The sequence below is a fragment of the Bradyrhizobium lablabi genome, assembly GCF_018131005.1.
GTDB classification, from domain to species: domain Bacteria; phylum Pseudomonadota; class Alphaproteobacteria; order Rhizobiales; family Xanthobacteraceae; genus Bradyrhizobium; species Bradyrhizobium lablabi_D.
On the sequence record NZ_JAFCJK010000007.1, the window covers coordinates 266,611 to 284,917 of the forward strand.

The following is an 18,307-nucleotide window of genomic DNA, read 5'->3' on the forward strand; positions in this document are numbered from 1 at the left end:
TTACGGCCGCCATCGAATGGAAAAATTCTACGCTGGATCGTATCTTTCCGCAATGTCCCGACAACGTGCAGTTGAGGCCGCCGCTTCCAGTCCGAGCGGCCCGGCCAGTTCTGAATCTCCGCTGCAAAGCTGGATCGGCGCGAGTAGCCTGACCCGGAAGGTGCGTTGCCGCGCTTGAATTCTATTTCTGAACCGCGTCGGGCGCCGGCCGCAGGAAATCAGGCGGCTTCGGCCGCGTGCTTGGCCTTCCGCAGCGAACGGCGGCGCCAGATCGATCCCGCGATCAGCACCACGATGATGCCGAGCGCCGCGAGCAGGATTTCGCTGCCGCTGCCACCATTGGCGAAATGCGGCCCGATGCCGACCAAGGCCAGCCACGAATCAAGCTTGGCGCCGAACGATCCGGCAAACAGCGCCTCGAGCCTCGGATGCACAGCCGGATCGGTCGCGATGACGTCGCCCGCGATCCAGCCGAGCAGCGCGGCACCGGCCCAGACCAGGATCGGCAGCTTGTTGAGCAGCGCCATGATCAGGGCCGCGCCCGCAACGATCAGTGGGACGCTGATCGCAAGTCCGAGCACGAGGAGCGGCACGCTGCCATTGGCGGCGGCCGCTACTGCGATCACGTTGTCGAGGCTCATCACGATGTCGGCGACGACGACGATCTGCACCGCCGCCCACAGATGCGCGGCCGCATCCACGCTGTCCTCGTCATCCTGCTCCGGCACCAGCAGCTTGGCTGCGATCACGATCAGCGCGAGGCCGCCGACAAGCTTCAGGTAGGGCAGCTCCATCAGGCTCGCGACGATGCCGGTGAAGATGACGCGCAGCAGCACCGCAGCCGCGGCGCCGAAGATCATGCCCCACAGCCGCTGGCGCGGCGCAAGCCCGCGGCAGGCCAGCGCAATCACCAGCGCGTTGTCGCCCGACAGCAGGACGTTGATCCAAATGATCTTGCCGACGGCGACCCAGAAGGCTGGCGTCGCCATCTCCGCCTTGAATTGGGTAAAGAACGCGCCGATGTTCGCGGGATCAAAGATCTGCCACAGCCAATCCACAGCGCGTCCTTTTCAGCCTCGCGGCCGCCCCTTGCGACGGGTCGCCCGCCGCTCTCCTTGGTCAATTAACCGACGATTTCGTTTCCGGAGAAGAACTGCGCGATTTCGACCACCGCGGTCTCCGGCGCGTCCGAGCCGTGGACCGAGTTCTCGCCGATCGACTTCGCATAGAGCTTGCGGATGGTGCCTTCGGCAGCTTTCGAGGGATCGGTCGCGCCCATCACGTCGCGATATTTGAGGATGGCGCCCTCGCCTTCCAGCACCTGGACCACGACCGGACCCGAGGTCATGAAGTCGACCAGCTCGCCGAAGAACGGGCGCGCCTTGTGAACGGCGTAGAAGGTCTCGGCCTGACCGCGGGTCATGCGAATGCGCCTCTGCGCCACGATCCGCAGCCCGGACTTCTCGATCACCGCGTTGACCGCGCCCGTCAGATTGCGCTCGGTCGCGTCGGGCTTGATGATCGAGAAAGTGCGTTCAATCGCCATGATTTCGTCCTTGCAGGGGCTGGTTGGGAGTTGCCGGGGCTTATATCGGCGCGATGGTAGGACGGCAAGCGACCCGGTGACGCGCTCGCCTTAAGTTTTGGCGCGATTTCGCAACCAAAGTCGAGGTCCGCAACGGCATACCGTCCCGGCCCCTTCCAGCTCCGATTACGACAATTTCACCAATGTGAACCCATTCTGTCATCGCCGTCCCGCTGGCGTTCAGCTCCCGGAGCGTACGGTGACGCTCGATCGGACGGCCTGCGGATCTGGGCCGCGGACGTCTCGAAAAAGATGCCACCGCCGGCCCAGTCACGGGCGCCCAAAACTTGAGGAGACAATCATGTTCCGCAAACTCTCGCTTGCTGCACTTGCCGCGATTTCGCTGGGCGCGGCCGCGCTTGCCCCGACTTCCGCCTCAGCCTGGGGCGCCTGGCATAACGGTTGGCACGGTGGATGGCATGGCGGCTGGCGCGGCCCGCGCGTCGTCGTCGGCGGCCCGGCGTACTATGGAGGCTACGGATACGGCTATGGCGGCTGCTACGTGCGGCGTCTGGTCCCGACCCCCTGGGGTCCGCGCTGGCGCCTGATCAACCGCTGCTACTGAGCCGGCGACCCTCCCCTGACTGCACCGCCCCGGCCATCGCGCCGGGGCTTTTTTCGCATCCGCCGGAACCGATCGTGGACTCGAGATTCGCTACCTCAGAGCGAGCGTTTCGGTCTCGCGATCGGAAACCAAATTCGGGTTTGCGACTTGATCTGGCACGGATTTATTCGAGCAATGCGAGGTGGAACTCGCCGAAAGATGTGCCATGACGACCCATATCAACAGCGATCTCGATCAGATCGATCACAAGACCTGCCGCACCATCTGCGATGCCGTTGGCGAACGGCTGCAGCAGAGCCTGCGCCCCGAGCGGGAGTTGTCCTCTCCCTTGCAGCAACTCATGGAAGAACTGCGGCGGCGTGAGAACGGCTACGCCAAATAGGCCGATAGGCGGTCGAGGACGCGTTTTTTGGAAAGCCAGGCAGATTTTTACCGATCGACGGGTTGCGTTTGGCAGCGGGCCCGGTGACAACGCTGCATGCTCTCCATCACCGATATCTCCGTCCGGATCGCCGGACGGCTGCTGATTGACCACAGTTCCGTGCAGATCGTACCCGGCGCGCGCGTCGGATTTGTCGGCCGCAACGGCGTCGGCAAGTCGACGCTGTTCCATGCTATCCGTGGCGATGTCCCGACCGAGAGCGGCAGCATCACGGTCCCGCCACGCTGGCGAATCGGCAGTCTCGCGCAAGAGGCTCCCGACGGGCCCGAGAGCCTGATCAACATGGTGCTGAAGGCCGATCTCGAACGCGAGGCGCTGCTGCGCGAGGCCGAGACCGCGCAGGATCCGCACCGGATCGCAGAAATACAGACCCGGCTGGTCGACATCGACGCCCATTCCGCGCCAGCGCGCGCCGCGGCGATCCTGAGCGGCCTCGGATTCTCGACCGCCGACCAGGCACGGCCCTGCGCGGAATTTTCCGGCGGCTGGCGGATGCGCGTGGCGCTCGCGGCTACGCTGTTCTCCGCGCCGGACCTGCTGCTGCTGGACGAGCCGACCAACTACCTCGATCTTGAAGGCACGCTGTGGCTCGAGGATCATCTCGCCAACTATCCGCGCACGGTGATCGTCATCAGCCACGACCGCGACCTGCTCGATACTTCGGTCGATCAGATCCTGCATCTCGATCGCGGCCAGCTGACGCTCTACAAGGGCACATATTCCTCGTTCGAGGAGCAGCGTGCCGCACGCGAGTTGCTCGATGCCAAACACGCCAAGCGCCAGGCCGACGAACGCAAGCGCCTGCAGGCCTTTGTCGACCGCTTCAAGGCCAAGGCCTCGAAGGCGCGGCAAGCGCAATCGCGCGTGAAGATGCTGGAGCGAATGAAGCCGGTCACGGCGCTGGTGACCCAGGACGTCCGCGAGATATCGTTCCCGACACCCGAGAAAACGCTGTCGCCGCCGATCATCGCGGTCGACGGCGTCTCGGTCGGCTACGATGCGAGCAAGCCGGTGCTCAATCGCGTGACGCTGCGCATCGACACCGACGATCGGATCGCGCTGCTCGGCGCCAATGGCAACGGCAAGTCGACGCTGGTCAAGCTGCTTGCGGGGAAGTTGCCACCGTTTTCAGGAGCGATCACCCGCGCGGACAAATTGTCGGTCGGCTACTTCGCCCAACATCAGGTCGATGAACTCAATCTCGACGCATCGCCCTATGATCACGTCCGCAAGCTGATGCCGGACTCGCCCGAGAGCAAGGTGCGCGGCCGGGTCGGCGCGATCGGCTTCTCCGGCAAGGCCGGGGACACGCTTGTGAAGAGCCTGTCCGGCGGGGAAAAGGCGCGCCTCCTGCTCGGGCTCGCGACCTTCTTCGGACCCAACATGATCATCCTGGACGAGCCGACCAACCATCTCGACATCGACAGCCGCGCGGCGCTCGCGGAGGCCATCAACGATTTCCCGGGTGCCGTCATCATGGTCTCGCACGACCGCTATCTGATCGAAGCGTGCGCCGAGCGGCTGTGGGTCGTCGCCAACCAGGCCGTGACGGCCTACGACGGCGACCTCGACGACTACAGGCGGATGATTCTGTCGGCAAATGACGGCCGGCCCGCCCCCCGCGAACGCTCCAGGGAAGCGGCACGGCCCGAACACGGCAGAACCGAGAAGCGCATGCCGCCGAAGCAGCGGATCGCTCAGGCCGAAGCCGAGATCGAGCGCATCACCGGCATCATCGCCAAGATCGACACCGCACTTGCGCTACCCGACATTTTCACGCGCGATCCGAAGCAGGCCACGCAACTCACCAAGGCGCGTGCCGGAGCTGAAAGCGCGCTGCGGCGCGCCGAGGAGGAGTGGCTGGAAGCCAGCGCCGGATATGACGAGGCGGCGAACTGAACTAGCCCTGTGAGGCCGCCTGCTTCTTCTTCGGCTTTGCAGGCTTCGGCTCCGGCGCGGGATCCGCACCACGCTCGACTGACGTCAGCCGCCCGGCGGTGAAGGTGTAGACGCCAGCGCGAGGCCCGCGTGAATAGGTGACGACGGCGACGCGTTCACCACGCGGACCGTTGGAGAGGTTCACACTGTCGGGGGCGCCGATGCCCCGCACGACGTCGCATTCGGTATGGCCCAGCGCGACCGTGCCGCCGGTCGCCGGTGGCGGAGGTGCGCCGGCCGCGCCGTTGGCGAACGCGTTGGCATCGGCTGCGCCCTGCGGTGGCGCCATCCCCGGACAGCCACCGTCGGCACTGACGAGATCGTCATTGGTGATCGGTTTATCCGGCGTCAACGGCGGCGTCTCGATCGAGACGTTGCGGATGAACAGACGGCCGGACCGCGAGAACCAGTTCGCGTCGCGCGACATCAGATCCGACGCGCCCGAACAGGCGGCAATGCTCGGCGCAAGCACAAGCAGGGCCAGCAGCGGCTTCGGATTGAATGTTCCGTCTCGCACGATCGACAAGGCTCCCCGGCTCTACCCCTAAACGCTTGTCCCAACACCACTTTGCGGCATGACCGTGACTTGCCGCAAGAAACCTAAGATTATCATTAATTAGTTGATACCGCTATTGGCGCCGCTGCCAGCGGCCGCGTTCATCGGCCTGCCAATAGGTGACGTCGAATCCGCGCGTCTTGCAAGCGGTCCAGCTTCCGCGTGCCGCGGCCACCGCGTCGGCATCGTCGCCGTTGAACACCAGAACCACGCGCTCGTAGCTGTCGCAATCGGCCGGCAGCGCCGCACCGTCGATCAGGAAACGAACAGTGGCGCGATTCGGGTTGCCCTCATCGATCGACAGGATGACGGGCTGGTCCTGCGCATCGGCGACCCGCCAGGTTGCGTGCGGCAGGAACGAATCGTCGCTGTAGGTCCACAAGTGCGCGTCGAGCGTCTCGGCTCGCTCCTGCGACGTCGATTGCACGACCACGCGCCAGCCGCGCTCGAGCGACTTCTCGAGCAGCGGCGGCAACACGCTTTCCAGCGTCATGTTCTGCAGATGATAGAACAGGACCTCGGTCATGCTGGCTCCGGCAGCCTCACTTCTTTTCGTAATACTCCGACACGAGGCGATCGAGCAGGCGGACGCCGTAGCCCGAACCCCAGCTCTGATTGATCTCAGTCTTCGGCGCGCCCATTGCGGTGCCCGCGATGTCGAGATGAGCCCAGGGCGTGCCGTCGACGAAGCGCTGCAGAAACTGCGCCGCGGTGATCGAGCCGCCATTGCGCCCACCGGTGTTCTTCATATCGGCGAACTGCGAGTCGATCTGCTTGTCGTATTCCGGGCCGAGCGGCATGCGCCAGACCTTCTCGCCCGTCTCGAGCCCGACCTTGGTCAGGCGCTCGGCGAGTTCGTCATTGTTGGAGAACATCCCGGCATGGTCGGTGCCGAGCGCGACCATGATCGCCCCCGTAAGCGTCGCAAGATCGACCATGAATTTCGGCTTGAACTTCTTGGCGACATACCAGAGCACGTCGGCGAGCACGAGCCGCCCCTCGGCGTCGGTATTGATGATCTCGATGGTCTGGCCGGACATCGAGGTGACGATGTCGCCCGGACGCTGCGCGTTGCCGTCGGGCATGTTTTCCACGAGACCGATCGCGCCGACGGCATTGACGCGCGCCTTGCGCGCCGCAAGCGCATGCATCAGCCCGACCACGCAGGCCGCGCCGCCCATGTCGCCCTTCATGTCCTCCATGCCGCCGGCCGACTTGATGGAGATGCCGCCGGTGTCGAAGCAAACGCCCTTGCCGACGAAAGCGACCGGCGCCTCGCCCTTCTTGCCGCCGTTCCAGCGCATGATCACGGTGCGGCCCGGCCGCGCTGACCCTTGCGAGACGCCGAGCAGCGCGCCCATGCCGAGTTTCGTCATCGCCTTGACGTCGAGCACGTTCACATCGACGCCGATCTTGCGGAGTTGACCGGCGCGACGCGCGAACTCCTCGGGATAAAGTACGTTCGGCGGTTCGTTGACGAGTTCGCGCGCCAGGATCACACCGTCGACGGTGTGCGCGTCAGGCGCAAACGCCTTCCTGGTCGCTGCAACGTCATCCACGGCGATCGAGACATCGGCCCGTGCGGCCCCGTTCTCATCATCCTTTTTCTTGGTCTTGTAGCGGTCGAACCGGTAGGCGCGCAGCCGAATGCCGGTGGCAATCGCGGCCGCCTGATCGGGCGCCATCGCGCCGTCCGGCAACTCGGCAATCACCGTCACGGCATTGCTGCCGGCATTGAGCTTTCCTGCCGCCACACCGCCGAACTTCAGAAAATCCTTCTCCTTGAGTTCGGACGACTTGCCGGCGCCGATCACGATGAGCCGCTCGGCCTTCACTCCCTCAGGCGTCAGGATGTCCAGCGCCGCCCCGCTTTTGCCCTTGAACTGGTTGGCGGCTGCGGCCCGCCTGACGATATCGGCCGCCGTCCCTAGCGCCTTGCGGGTCGCCGCGCCTAGCTTCAACTGGTCGTCGCAGAAAGCGACCAAAATGCCCTGGACAGGCGCGGACAGTGGGACAAAGCCGACCTTGACGGCGTCGGACATAGGAAAATCCTCCAGAATTCAGGGCGTTGCACGGGCCTGAGGTGGCCCCCATTCGGCACTCGGCATGCGGGACGGGACGGGTTGGCGGTCCGGGCGATCCGGGCCGGGCTCGGCGGCACTATGGCCTGTCCGCCGCACCGCTGCCAAGCAGCCCGTGGCCGGAAGGTCACAAGGGGGTGAAAATCAGCCATATTTAAGCGGTGCCTTGGCGCAGCCATTTTGTTGACGGATCAAAGGGATGGTAGTGAGTATGTAAGGCTGGAATGAGCTGCGACTCGATCACAGGGGAACCCGTTTCTGGCGGGAGTGGTCGAAGCCGTGCGTTTGGGCGCGCCAGGGGGGTCGTGCGGTAGCAAATGGGGTCGATCGACAAGTATATTTTCAAAACAACGCTTGCGTCGTTTGCGCTTGTTCTGGTCAGCCTCACCGGCGTGATCTGGATTACGCAGGCGTTGCGCGGCATCGACCTGATGACGAGCCAGGGTCAGACCATTCTGACGTTCCTCGGCATCACCGGACTCGTAATCCCGGCACTGGTCCTGATCATCGCGCCGATCGCGTTGATGATCGCGATTTCGCACACGCTGAACAAGCTCGCGACCGATTCCGAGATCATCGTGATGAATGCGGCGGGCTTCTCGCCCTTCCGGCTGTTCCGGCCGTTCTTCTATGCGACTTGCGTGGTGGCGGCGATGGTCGCCTTCATCGGCGCCTATCTCGCACCCGACGGCATGCGGCGAATCAAGCAATGGGACGCCGAGATCACCGCCGACGTACTGACCAACATCCTGCAGCCGGGCCGCTTCGCCCAGCTCGACCAGAATCTCACGATTCGAATCCGCGAGCGGCTGCCGGGCGGCGTCCTCGGCGGCATCTTCGTCGACGATCGCCGCGATCCGAAGGAGCGGGTCACCATCATCGCCGATCACGGCACCGTGCTGAAGAACGAGAACGGATCGTATCTCGTGCTGGAGGACGGCAATCTCGAGCGATTCGAAATCGGCAAGCGCGATCCCGCGCTGGTCGTGTTCGGCCGCTACGCCTTCGACATGTCGAAATTCTCGCAAGGGCGCGACGTCACACTCGGCATCCGCGAGCGCTATCTCTGGGAGCTGCTGTGGCCCAACGAGGACGATCCGACCTATCACCAGTTGTCGGGGCAATTCCGCGCGGAGTTGCATGACCGCTTCATGGCCCCACTCTATCCGTTCGCGTTCGCAGCGCTCACATTCGCCTTCCTCGGCGCGCCGCGCACCACGCGTCAAAGCCGAAATTTCTCGATCGGTGGTTCTGTGCTCGCGGTGTTCGGCCTGCGCATGGCGGGATTTGCCTGCTCGGTCGTGACCGTCAAGACTCCGGCGGCGGCGATCGTCCAATATCTGATGCTGTTCGCCGGTATTGGCGTCGGAATCTGGATGATCATCGGCGGCGTGGTCGTCGAGCCGCCGGCCGCACTGATCGAGGCCATCAACAAGAACAACGAGCGCATCGCGCGCTTCTTCCGTAGGCCCGTAACCGCATGAGCATGGTCTCGAACACGCTCGGGCGTTATTTCGCCGGCCGCTTCGTGGTCTCGGCGGTGGGCGTGTTCGCGAGCATCTTCGTGCTGCTCGTCCTCGTCGATTACATCGAGATGGTGCGCAAGACATCGGGGCTGGTGTCGGCCTCCGCGATCACCGTAGCGGAGACCTCGCTGTTCCGCGTGCCGCAATTGCTCGAGAAGCTGATGCCGTTCTGCGTGCTCATCGGCGCGATGACCTGTTATCTCGCCCTGTCGCGGCGGCTCGAGCTTGTGGTCGCGCGCGCGGCTGGAATCTCGGCCTGGCAGTTCATCTCGCCTGCGCTTGCCAGTGCGATCCTGCTCGGCATCGCCGCAACCACCGCCTATAACCCGATGTCCGCGAATCTGCGCGAGCTCTCCAAGCGAATGGAGGCCGAACTGTTCGGCTCTGCGCCGGGCGGCGGCATCCAGGATGCCTCGGGCTTTTGGCTGAACCAGGTCAACAGCGAGGGGCAGGCGATCATCAACGCCGCCCGCAGCGAGCAGCAGGGCGTGCGGCTGACCGGCCTGACCGTATTCCGATTCGATACCGAACTGCAGTTCAAGGAACGAATCGAGGCTCGTGAAGCGGGCCTCGAGGAAGGCCGCTGGGTGTTCAAGGGCGTCCGCAGATACACCCTCGACAAGCCCCCGGTGGACCAGGACACCTTCTACCTGAACACCACCCTCACCCCGGCCCAGGTCCGTAACAGCTTTTCCACTCCGGAAACTGTGTCCTTTTGGCAACTACCGGACTACATCCGCTCGTCAGAGAGTTCGGGGTTCGCGACCGCCGGCTACCGGCTGCAGTATCACAAGCTGATTGCACAGCCATTTTTGCTGGCTGCAATGGTGATGTTGGCGGCTTCCGTGAGCCTTCGCTTCTTCCGGATGGGCGGCGTGCAAAAGATGGTTTTGAGTGGCGTGGGTGCAGGCTTTCTGCTCTACGTTCTCTCGAAAGTAACTGAAGATTTGAGCAAGGCTGAGCTGATGCACCCCATCGCTGCGGCGTGGTTGCCCGTCTGCGTGGGCGGCCTCACCGGATTTCTAGCCTTGCTGTACCAGGAGGACGGGTAGTGGCCGTTGTCGCCGCCCGCCAGTCGAGGTCGCCTGCATTCAGGCGGCGCAGTGCCGTGCGCCGTCATCGCGGCCGTATGGCCAGATTCAGCGCACATCTGATTGCCCTGCTCGTCGCATGTATTTGCGTCGGCGCGTTCGGCGTCGCCGCGCCGACGCCGGCCGCGGCGCAGGGCTTCACCTACAATCCGCGCCCGCCCAAGCCCACTCGGCCGCCGGCCAAGAATGACGGCCAGATGCTCGTTCAGGCCACCGAGGTCGATTACGACTACAACAACCAGCGCGTGTCTGCGGTCGGCAATGTGCAGCTGTTCTACAACGGCACAAGCGTCGAGGCCGACAAGGTCATCTATGACCAGAAGACCAAGCGTCTGCACGCCGAAGGCAACATCCGCATGACCGATGCGGAAGGCAAGATCACCTACGCCAATATCCTGGACCTGAGCGACGACTACCGCGATGGTTTCGTCGATTCGCTACGCGTCGACACCGAAGACCAGACGCGCATGGCGGCGACCCGTGCCGATCGCTCAAGTGGCAATTACACGGTGTTCGAGAACGGCGTTTACACCGCCTGCGCGCCCTGCCGGGAAGACCCGAAGAAGCCACCGCTGTGGCAGGTCAAGGGCGCGCGCATCCTGCATAACCAGACCGAGAAGATGCTTTATTTCGAGAACGCCCAGCTTGAGTTCTTCGGCGTTCCGATGGCGTATCTGCCCTATTTCTCGACGCCCGACCCGACCGTGAAGCGCAAGAGCGGCTTCCTGATGCCGGGCTTCAGCACAGTCTCGACCTACGGCGTTGGCGTCGAAATCCCGTATTACTTCGCGCTTGCGCCGGACTACGACGCGACTTTCAGCCCGCGCATCACGTCGCGCCAGGGCGTGCTGCTGCAGGGCGAATTCCGCCAGCGCCTGATTAACGGCTCCTACCAGATCCGCGCCTACGGCATCGACCAGCTCGACCGCAGCGCCTTCACCGGCCTGCCCGGTGATCGCGACTTGCGCGGTGCAATTGATACCAAGGGCCAATTCGCACTGAACGACAAATGGACGTGGGGCTGGGAAGGCGTCCTGATGTCGGACTATTACTTCTTCTCCGACTACCGGCTGGCGCAGTACAAGGATTCATTCAGTTCGTTCTTGTCGCTGCCTACCGAAGCGATCTCGCAGCTCTACCTGACCGGCGTCGGCAACCGCAGTTACTTCGACGCGCGCACGATCTATTATCTGAGCTTCTCGGGTAATCAGAGCCAGGTTCCGGTCGTCTATCCGGTGATCGACTACAACAATGTGATTAACCATCCGATCCTCGGCGGTGAGTTCAGCTACAGGACGAACTTCACCAATTTATCGCGCGACAGCGCGGTCTTCGATCCAATCACGACGCTCGCCAACACCGCCAGCCTGTGCACGACCACGTCCGCCGATCCGCTGGCGCGGACACCGTCGCAGTGCCTGTTGCGCGGCATGCCGGGCACCTACACCCGCCTGACCGCCGAGGGGCAGTGGCGCAAGTCGTTCACCGATCCGTTCGGCGAGATCTGGACGCCGTTCGCCAGCATCCGTGCTGATGCGATCAACGCGGACATTTCGAACCAGCCAGGCGTTTCCAACTTCCTGCCGGTCGGCGACACCCAGGCGCTCCGCCTGATGCCGACAGTCGGCCTCGAGTACCGCTATCCCTTCATTAACGTGCAGCCTTGGGGCACGACCACCGTCGAGCCGATCGCTCAGGTCATCATTCGTCCCAACGAGACCTATGCCGGTCAGATTCCCAACGAGGACGCACAAAGCCTGGTATTCGACGCGAGCAACTTGTTCGCCGTCGACAAGTTCTCCGGCTACGACCGCGTCGAGGGTGGCGGACGCGCCAATGTCGGCGCACAGGCGACCACGCAGTTCGACCGCGGCGGCAGCATTAACGCGTTATTCGGGCAATCGTACCAATTGTACGGCCTGAATTCCTTCGCGGTCGCTGATATGAACAACACCGGCCTCGATTCCGGCCTGCAGAACGCGCGCTCGGACTACGTCGGCCGCGTCAATTATTCGCCCAACCGGACTTATACGTTCAGCGTGCGCGGGCGCATGGATGAAGCGACATGGAACATCAACCGCTTCGAGGCTGAAGGGCGTGCCAACTTCGACCGCTGGTCGGTCAGCATGCTCTACGGCAACTATGCGGCACAACCGGAGCTCGGATACCTGACGCGCCGCGAAGGCCTTCTCGGCAGCGGCTCAGTCAAGGTAGCGTCCAACTGGGTGGTCCAGGGCGCGGCGCGCTGGGATCTTGAAGCCAACAAGATCAACCAGTATGTCGTCGGTGCGGGCTATGTGGACGACTGTTTCGTGCTGGCCGCGAACTATGTCACCTCCTATCAATATACCGCCGGCGGCACGCCGCCCGTTCTTAACCACGCCTTCATGTTCCAGATTGGCCTGCGGACCATCGCGAACTCATCCACAACGAGCGGCTCAGGCGGCATTCAGTAGCGTGCGCCGATTCTGGATTGGGCGCTCTTGGCGGCTCCAGTATAACGCGATGAAATGGCTAACACGACGATGACGACAGCTAGCTTGCCAATTCGCCCCTATTCCCTGGTGCTCGGCTGCGTGCTGGCCTTCGCCCTTGTGCTGGGAAGCGTGACGCGGCCCCACGCGCAGACCGTCGCCGTGATGGTCAATGGCGAACCGATCACAAGTTTCGACATTGAGCAGCGCACCAAGCTGAACGGATTGACCGGCAAGAAGGATAACAACCGGCAAGACATTCTGAACGAACTGATCGACGAGAAGGTGAAGATCAAGGAAGCCAAGAAATTCGGCGTCGATCCGTCCGCCAGCGACATCGAGCAGGCCTACGCTGGAATGGCGCAGCGGATGCGACTCAACTCCGACCAGCTCACCAGTGTGCTGGACAACAAGGGCATCCGGCCGGACACGCTGAAGCAACGCATCAAGGCCGACATGGTCTGGACCAGCCTGGTGCGCGGGCGTTTCAAGGAAAGCCTGCAGATCGGTGAGAAGGACGTCGCTGCTGCAGCCAAGGAGAGCGGCGAGGCCACCGAGACCGAGGCTTTCGAATATAGAATGCAGCCGATCGTCCTGATCGTTCCGCGCGGCGCGCCGCAGGTCGAGTTCGACAGCCGCCGCAAGGAAGCGGAGACCTTGCGCGAGCGCGTGACAAGTTGCGAGGAAGCCAATTCCTACTTCAAGTCGATGCGCAATGCCGCTATCCGCGAAATTGTCGTGAAGACCTCGGCAGACTTGCCTCAAACCTTGCGTGACATCCTGGATAAGACGCCGATCGGCCATCTCACCGCCCCCGAGGTGACCAAGCAGGGCATCGAAATGGTGGCGCTCTGCGGCCGTAAGGCAACCACCGTGGACACGCCGAAGAAGCGCGAGATCCGGGAAAAGATGTACACCCAGAAGTACGAGGCGAAGTCGAAATCCTACCTGCAGGAAGTCCGCAAAGCCGCGATGATCGAATATCGCTGATGCCAGGACCTCTCGCGCTGACATCCGGCGAGCCCGCAGGCATCGGTCCCGACATCACTATCGCCGCATGGCTGCGGCGCCAGCAAGACAATCTCCCGCCCTTCTACGTGCGCGGCGATCGCGCCTCGCTTGCCGAGCGCGCGAAGATGCTCGGGCTTGCCGTCGAACTTGCCGACGTCAGCGCCGAAGAGGCAATGACGGCGTTCACGCGCGTCTTGCCGGTTGTCGCGACCGGCAAGGCGGCAACGGCGCGGCCGGGTAAACCCGATGAGACGAGCGCCGACGCTGCCTTGGCCTCGATCCGTCAGGCGGTCGCCGACGTGCTTTCCGGCAAAGCCGGCGCTGTCGTCACCAATCCGATCGCCAAGAACGTGCTCTATCGCGCCGGCTTCCGTCATCCCGGCCACACCGAATACCTTGCCGAGCTCGCCGCAGAAGGCGGCCGCGCGCCGCAGCCGGTCATGATGTTGTGGTCACCGGCGCTTGCCGTCGTTCCTGTGACGATCCATCTCCCGGTCCGCGAGGCCTTGAAGCAGCTCTCGACCGATCTAATCGTGTCGACCGCGCGCATCGTGGTGGCCGACATGAACACGCATTTTGGAATTGCCAATCCGCGCCTTGCGATATCGGGCCTCAACCCGCATGCCGGCGAAGACGGCACACTCGGCATGGAGGATATCGAGATCGTGGCACCGGCGATCGAGATCCTCAGCAGCGAAGGCATCACGGTCCGCGGCCCGCTGCCCGCCGACACCATGTTCCACGAAGCGGCGCGCAAGACCTATGATTGCGCGATCTGCATGTATCACGACCAGGCGCTGATCCCGGTCAAGACCATTGCCTTCGAGGACGCGGTCAACGTCACGCTCGGACTGCCGTTCATCCGCACGTCGCCCGATCACGGCACCGCTTTCGACATTGCCGGTACCGGCAAGGCCGATCCGTCGAGCCTGATCGCCGCCATGCGGCTCGCCGCGCGCATGGCCGCGGCACGCCCGTAGGTGAACGCGATCGACGATCTGCCGCCGCTGCGCGAGATCATTCGCGAACACTCGCTGTCGGCGCGCAAATCGCTCGGTCAGAATTTCCTGCTCGACCTCAATCTCACCGCGCGGATCGCGAGAGCCGCCGGCCCGCTCGAGGACTCGACCGTGATCGAGGTCGGGCCCGGCCCGGGAGGGTTGACGCGCGCGCTGCTCGCGCTCGGCGCCAGGCGCGTGATTGCTGTCGAACGCGACGAGCGGGCGCTGGCCGCACTCGACTACATCGTCAAGCGCTATCCCGGCCGCCTCGAGATCGTGCATGGCGACGCGCAGCGCTTCGATCCACGGCCGCTGCTTGAAGGAGGCAAGGCCAAGATCGTCGCCAACTTGCCCTACAATATCGCGACCCAGCTTCTGGTCGACTGGCTGTCGATCGAGCCGTGGCCGCCCTGGTACGACATGATGGTCCTGATGTTCCAGCGCGAGGTCGCCGAGCGCATCGTCGCGCATCAGAACGAGGAAGCCTATGGTCGGCTCGCGGTGCTTGCCAACTGGCGCGCCGAAACCAGGATTCTGTTCGACATTTCGCCTGCGGCATTCGTGCCGCAGCCGAAGGTGACATCGTCGGTGGTTCGATTGATGCCGCGCGCCGCGCCGGAGCCCTGCGATCGTCGGATGCTTGAACAGGTTGCCGCAGCCGCCTTCGGCCAGCGCCGCAAGATGCTGCGCCAGAGTCTGAAATCGTTATCCGTCGATCCTGCGCGGCTCGCCGCGGCTGCCGATATCGACGCCACGCGACGCGCCGAGACCATTCCTGTCGCGGGCTTTGTTGCCATGGCTCGGGAATTGGCCGATATACGATCCACCAGATAGAGCATCCAAGGAGAGACAAATGGCGCGCATGGTTCGCCAATCCCTCGTCAAGTTCGACGCGCCATTGTGCGAAACCGTCGTCGACACGGCAAAGCCGCAAGGCGCCGAAGTCCTGGTCCGGATCGAGCGTTGCGGCCTGTGTCATTCCGATCTCCACATCCAGGACGGCTATGCCGATCTCGGCGGCGGCAGGAAACTCGACACCACGCGCGGTATGACCCTGCCCTTCACGCTCGGGCATGAGATCGCCGGTGTGGTCGACGAGGTGGGTCCCGACGTTTCGAAGGAGTTGATCGGGAAGAAGAAGGCCGTTTTTCCCTGGATCGGCTGCGGCCAGTGCCGCGACTGCCTCAACGGCGACGAGAATTTGTGCGTGAAGCAGCGCTTCCTCGGCGTCTCCATCGACGGCGGGTTTGCCACCCATGTGCTGGTGCCAGACGCGAAGTATCTGCTCGACTATGACCCGCTGCCGGTGAACCAGGCCGCGACGCTGATGTGCTCCGGCGTTACCGCCTATGGCGCGTTGAAGCGGCTGGTCGACCGTCCGCGCCAGCGCAATCTGCTGCTGATCGGCCTTGGTGGCGTTGGCATGATGGGACTTTCGTTCGCGCAGGCGATGTTCAAGCAGAAGGTCGCCGTCGCCGATCTGAGCGCGGCCGCACGCGAGACCGCGCTGAAGAATGGCGCGGCAGTCGCCTATGATCCGGCCGAGCCGGACGTGATCAAGCGCATGCTGAAGGAAAGCGAAGGCGGTTTTGACGGTGTGGTCGATTTCGCCGGCAACGAGAAGTCGATGGCGTTCGCCGTGTCGACGGTGGCGCGCGGCGGCAAGATCGTGGTCTCCGGCCTGATGGGCGGCAATTTCAACCTGCCGATGGTGCAATGGGTCTACAAGCGGATGACCATCGAAGGCTTCATGGTGGGGACGCTGGCGGAAAGCCAGGAATTGATGGCGCTCGCGCGCGCGGGAAAGATCAAGCCGACGCCGATGAGGGAAGAGCCGATGGGCGACGTCCAGAAGTGGATCGATGAATTGCGCGCCGGGCGAGTCGTCGGACGCATCGTCCTGAAGAACTGACGAGGCCGGTCAGACGGCACGGCAGACGCGGCCCGTCCGCTTCGAGAGCGACCCCGGTGCAGTCAGCGACTGCCCGGGAGCGGCGAACGTGGCTGCTTTTTTCTCCGGAAGCACGCTGCTACCCTGTTGGTGAAGGCTCCAGGGGTATCGGGGGATGCGCGAGCCTTTTCCCGGGAGCGGCCGATGATGCCACCGTTCCGCGATCCGATGGCTGCGGCGGAACCTGGCGCTCTACCAAGCAGTAACGCATCGATTTTCGGCCATCGGCGCGCCGCATTGCGGCGGGCCACGAGCCCCAATTAAGCCCTACCCGCTCCGGATTTGCGGCGCATTGCGACCCAACTCTTTACCGAGATTGAGATCGCCAGCGTTTGAGTAAAAGAATTACCGGGGATGCGTATGTCATATCGTTCAGCAAAATTTACCGCAGTGCTTGTCGCCGGTATTTTGGCCGGCCCCAATTTCACGGCCCTTGCCGAGAACAACAGCAACGCAGCCGACACCTGTTTGTCAGGCCCGAAGGGAAGCGCGCCCGCGGGAAGCCATTGGCGTTACAAGCTCGATCGCGCAACCAAGAAGCAGTGCTGGTATCTGGGTGAAGAGAAGAACAAGGCGGCGAAGACTGCACCCGCACAGCAGGAAGCTTCGCCTGCGCGCGATACAACGGTTGCGGACGCGACGCCGCCACAGCCACAGCCCTCACCGCAGCCACAGCCTGCCATGCGCAAATCGGTTGCCGATGCGCGTGCGGAGCTGACCTCAGCCCCCACCAATGTCACCCCTGTTGCAACCGCCGACGCCGGCCAGACAAGCGGCGCAACGCCCGGTGATAGCGGGCCCGTAGCCGCGGCGGATACGAACACGAATACGCCGCCCTCGGCGGTGTCGACGCGTTGGCCTGATGCAGCAAGCACGGACAGGGTAAGCACAACACAGCCAGCCGCCGCCGCGCCGCCGGAGGCCGCGCAGACGGACGTGACACCGGCACAGGCAAGCACCGCCCCGCCGTCTCCGCCTGTCGCTGCCGAGGCGCCCGCGGAGAAATCGTCGACGTCGACACAGATGCTGCTGATCGTCATGATCGGCGCGCTGGCACTGGCGGCCCTCGTCAGCGCTCTCGTGTTCAGGCTGACGCGCACGCGCACCCCGCCCTACGATATCAGCGACGAGTGGCGCGCACCGTGGGATTCGATCCACACCGAGCGCGCTCCGCCGATCTCGCCGAACCGCGGGCGTCCGCTACGACTTTCGGAGTCGCCGCCGCGCCGCGCCCAGCCGCCGATGCCTCGTCGCGAGGCTGGGCGTGATCTTGACCAGATCGAGCGGGACAATCGGCAGATCGCCGAGATGCTGCAGCGGCTGGCGCGCAGCGCGACAAATTAGGGCGTGAGCATCATCGCGCTCTTTGCTTGAAGCATGCTCTCTCGGAATACCGCTTCACGGTTTTCCGGATCATGCTGTTGGGTGGCTATTTTTCAAGCTGGCGTTGCAGGCTGCGCACGAATTCGGTGAGGCCGGTGCGGCGCTCACGCTTGAGCCGTTCGGCCTTGAGGATCGACTGCACCTCGGCAAAGGCATCGTCGACGTGCTGATTGACGACGATATAGTCGTACTCCGCCCAATGGCTGAGCTCGTGGGTAGCGCGGTTCATCCGTCCGCGGATGATCGCTTCGGAGTCCTGCGCGCGGGTGTGCAGGCGCCTTTCGAGGTCGGCTGCCGATGGTGGCAGGATGAAGACGCTCACCACGTCGGCACGCGCCTTCTCGCGCAATTGCTGCGTGCCCTGCCAGTCGATGTCGAACAGCACATCCTGGCCGGCTGAAAGCGCGGCCTCGACCGGCAGCCGCGGAGTGCCATAGCGGTTGTCGAACACGGTGGCCCACTCCAGCAGTTCACCCTGCTTGGCCATTGCCTCGAACCTCGCCTTGTCGACGAAGAAATAGTCGCGGCCCTCGAGCTCGCCCGGCCGCATCGGCCGCGTGGTTGCCGACACCGACATTTTCAGCCCCGGCATCCGGTCGATCAGCATGCGCGACAGCGTGGTCTTGCCGGCGCCCGAGGGTGACGACAGAACAAACATCAGTCCGCGTCGCTCAACCCCGTCAAAGCCCTGCGCCGTCATGGC

The 18,307-nt window shown here is 63.8% G+C and carries 17 protein-coding genes; 11 read left to right on the forward strand and 6 right to left on the reverse strand.

Annotation, left to right across the window (positions count from 1 at the left end):
* Positions 1–218 precede the first annotated feature (218 nt).
* Together JQ553_RS22775 and ndk are read right to left on the reverse strand one after the other, a co-directional pair.
* The gene (locus JQ553_RS22775) at positions 219–1,058 is read right to left on the reverse strand and encodes a TerC family protein (RefSeq protein WP_212502247.1); all 840 of its coding nucleotides are present in this window, start codon (positions 1,056–1,058) and stop codon (positions 219–221) included.
* Positions 1,059–1,123: 65 nt separating this feature from the next.
* Positions 1,124–1,546 (reverse strand): nucleoside-diphosphate kinase, encoded by a 423-nt coding sequence (gene ndk, locus JQ553_RS22780; RefSeq protein ID WP_212502248.1) that lies wholly within the window; start codon positions 1,544–1,546, stop codon positions 1,124–1,126.
* A gap of 340 nt (positions 1,547–1,886) precedes the next feature.
* Here ndk and JQ553_RS22785 point away from each other — a divergent pair, with 340 nt between their 5' ends.
* The 3 genes from JQ553_RS22785 to JQ553_RS22795 all read left to right on the forward strand — a co-directional run bounded on the left by JQ553_RS22785 (position 1,887) and on the right by JQ553_RS22795 (position 4,491).
* Entirely contained in the window at positions 1,887–2,150 is a 264-nt protein-coding gene (locus tag JQ553_RS22785; RefSeq protein ID WP_212502249.1) for a sulfur globule protein precursor, read from the forward strand.
* 205 nt (positions 2,151–2,355) lie between these two features.
* Complete coding sequence (locus tag JQ553_RS22790; protein WP_212502250.1) at positions 2,356–2,532, forward strand: hypothetical protein; 177 nt, start codon at positions 2,356–2,358, stop codon at positions 2,530–2,532.
* Positions 2,533–2,628: 96 nt separating this feature from the next.
* The gene (locus tag JQ553_RS22795) at positions 2,629–4,491 is read left to right on the forward strand and encodes an ABC-F family ATP-binding cassette domain-containing protein (protein ID WP_212502251.1); all 1,863 of its coding nucleotides are present in this window, start codon (positions 2,629–2,631) and stop codon (positions 4,489–4,491) included.
* A 1-nt stretch (position 4,492) separates the two neighbouring features.
* On the opposite strand, the gene JQ553_RS22800 is transcribed toward JQ553_RS22795, so the two are convergent.
* The 3 genes from JQ553_RS22800 to JQ553_RS22810 all read right to left on the reverse strand — a co-directional run bounded on the left by JQ553_RS22800 (position 4,493) and on the right by JQ553_RS22810 (position 7,128).
* Positions 4,493–5,056, reverse strand: a complete 564-nt coding sequence (locus JQ553_RS22800; RefSeq protein WP_249144517.1) for a hypothetical protein — start codon at positions 5,054–5,056, stop codon at positions 4,493–4,495.
* Between the two features lie 103 nt (positions 5,057–5,159).
* A complete protein-coding gene (locus tag JQ553_RS22805; protein ID WP_212502252.1) occupies positions 5,160–5,612 on the reverse strand; it encodes a DNA polymerase III subunit chi in 453 nt (150 codons plus the stop codon).
* A 16-nt stretch (positions 5,613–5,628) separates the two neighbouring features.
* Complete coding sequence (locus JQ553_RS22810; RefSeq protein ID WP_212502253.1) at positions 5,629–7,128, reverse strand: leucyl aminopeptidase; 1,500 nt, start codon at positions 7,126–7,128, stop codon at positions 5,629–5,631.
* Positions 7,129–7,484: 356 nt separating this feature from the next.
* Here JQ553_RS22810 and lptF point away from each other — a divergent pair, with 356 nt between their 5' ends.
* The 8 genes from lptF (at position 7,485) to JQ553_RS22850 (ending at position 17,565) form a co-directional block, all read left to right on the forward strand.
* Complete coding sequence (gene lptF, locus JQ553_RS22815) at positions 7,485–8,651, forward strand: LPS export ABC transporter permease LptF (RefSeq protein WP_212502254.1); 1,167 nt, start codon at positions 7,485–7,487, stop codon at positions 8,649–8,651.
* Positions 8,648–9,745, forward strand: a complete 1,098-nt coding sequence (gene lptG / locus JQ553_RS22820; RefSeq protein WP_212502255.1) for an LPS export ABC transporter permease LptG — start codon at positions 8,648–8,650, stop codon at positions 9,743–9,745. The genes lptF and lptG overlap by 4 nt, the downstream gene beginning before the upstream one ends.
* Positions 9,746–9,822: 77 nt before the next feature.
* On the forward strand, positions 9,823–12,240 hold the full coding sequence (locus JQ553_RS22825; RefSeq protein ID WP_212502256.1) for an LPS-assembly protein LptD: 2,418 nt from the start codon (positions 9,823–9,825) through the stop codon (positions 12,238–12,240).
* A gap of 69 nt (positions 12,241–12,309) precedes the next feature.
* Entirely contained in the window at positions 12,310–13,248 is a 939-nt protein-coding gene (locus JQ553_RS22830) for a SurA N-terminal domain-containing protein (protein ID WP_212502257.1), read from the forward strand.
* Positions 13,248–14,249, forward strand: coding sequence for a 4-hydroxythreonine-4-phosphate dehydrogenase PdxA (gene pdxA, locus JQ553_RS22835; RefSeq protein WP_212502258.1), 1,002 nt, complete (start codon positions 13,248–13,250; stop codon positions 14,247–14,249). The genes JQ553_RS22830 and pdxA overlap by 1 nt, the downstream gene beginning before the upstream one ends.
* Positions 14,250–15,104 carry a 16S rRNA (adenine(1518)-N(6)/adenine(1519)-N(6))-dimethyltransferase RsmA gene (gene rsmA, locus JQ553_RS22840; protein ID WP_212502259.1) on the forward strand — a complete coding sequence of 285 codons (855 nt, stop codon included), beginning with the start codon at positions 14,250–14,252 and terminating at the stop codon, positions 15,102–15,104.
* A 19-nt stretch (positions 15,105–15,123) separates the two neighbouring features.
* On the forward strand, positions 15,124–16,182 hold the full coding sequence (locus JQ553_RS22845) for an alcohol dehydrogenase (RefSeq protein WP_212502260.1): 1,059 nt from the start codon (positions 15,124–15,126) through the stop codon (positions 16,180–16,182).
* Between the two features lie 399 nt (positions 16,183–16,581).
* Complete coding sequence (locus JQ553_RS22850; protein ID WP_212502261.1) at positions 16,582–17,565, forward strand: hypothetical protein; 984 nt, start codon at positions 16,582–16,584, stop codon at positions 17,563–17,565.
* Between the two features lie 85 nt (positions 17,566–17,650).
* Here JQ553_RS22850 and gmk read toward each other — a convergent pair whose 3' ends face one another.
* The gene (gene gmk, locus JQ553_RS22855) at positions 17,651–18,304 is read right to left on the reverse strand and encodes a guanylate kinase (protein ID WP_212502262.1); all 654 of its coding nucleotides are present in this window, start codon (positions 18,302–18,304) and stop codon (positions 17,651–17,653) included.
* Between the last annotated feature and the right edge of the window lie 3 nt (positions 18,305–18,307).

Excerpts from the sequence above, each read along its gene's own strand:
- ndk (WP_212502248.1), bottom strand. The coding sequence starts at position 1,546 with ATGGCGATTGAACGCACTTTCTCGATCATCAAGCCCGACGCGACCGAG.
- JQ553_RS22785 (WP_212502249.1), top strand. The coding sequence starts at position 1,887 with ATGTTCCGCAAACTCTCGCTTGCTGCACTTGCCGCGATTTCGCTGGGC.
- JQ553_RS22790 (WP_212502250.1), top strand. The coding sequence starts at position 2,356 with ATGACGACCCATATCAACAGCGATCTCGATCAGATCGATCACAAGACC.
- JQ553_RS22795 (WP_212502251.1), top strand. The coding sequence starts at position 2,629 with ATGCTCTCCATCACCGATATCTCCGTCCGGATCGCCGGACGGCTGCTG.
- JQ553_RS22805 (WP_212502252.1), bottom strand. The coding sequence starts at position 5,612 with ATGACCGAGGTCCTGTTCTATCATCTGCAGAACATGACGCTGGAAAGC.
- JQ553_RS22810 (WP_212502253.1), bottom strand. The coding sequence starts at position 7,128 with ATGTCCGACGCCGTCAAGGTCGGCTTTGTCCCACTGTCCGCGCCTGTC.
- lptF (WP_212502254.1), top strand. The coding sequence starts at position 7,485 with ATGGGGTCGATCGACAAGTATATTTTCAAAACAACGCTTGCGTCGTTT.
- lptG (WP_212502255.1), top strand. The coding sequence starts at position 8,648 with ATGAGCATGGTCTCGAACACGCTCGGGCGTTATTTCGCCGGCCGCTTC.
- JQ553_RS22825 (WP_212502256.1), top strand. The coding sequence starts at position 9,823 with ATGGCCAGATTCAGCGCACATCTGATTGCCCTGCTCGTCGCATGTATT.
- JQ553_RS22830 (WP_212502257.1), top strand. The coding sequence starts at position 12,310 with ATGACGACAGCTAGCTTGCCAATTCGCCCCTATTCCCTGGTGCTCGGC.
- pdxA (WP_212502258.1), top strand. The coding sequence starts at position 13,248 with ATGCCAGGACCTCTCGCGCTGACATCCGGCGAGCCCGCAGGCATCGGT.
- JQ553_RS22845 (WP_212502260.1), top strand. The coding sequence starts at position 15,124 with ATGGCGCGCATGGTTCGCCAATCCCTCGTCAAGTTCGACGCGCCATTG.
- JQ553_RS22850 (WP_212502261.1), top strand. The coding sequence starts at position 16,582 with ATGTCATATCGTTCAGCAAAATTTACCGCAGTGCTTGTCGCCGGTATT.
- gmk (WP_212502262.1), bottom strand. The coding sequence starts at position 18,304 with ATGACGGCGCAGGGCTTTGACGGGGTTGAGCGACGCGGACTGATGTTT.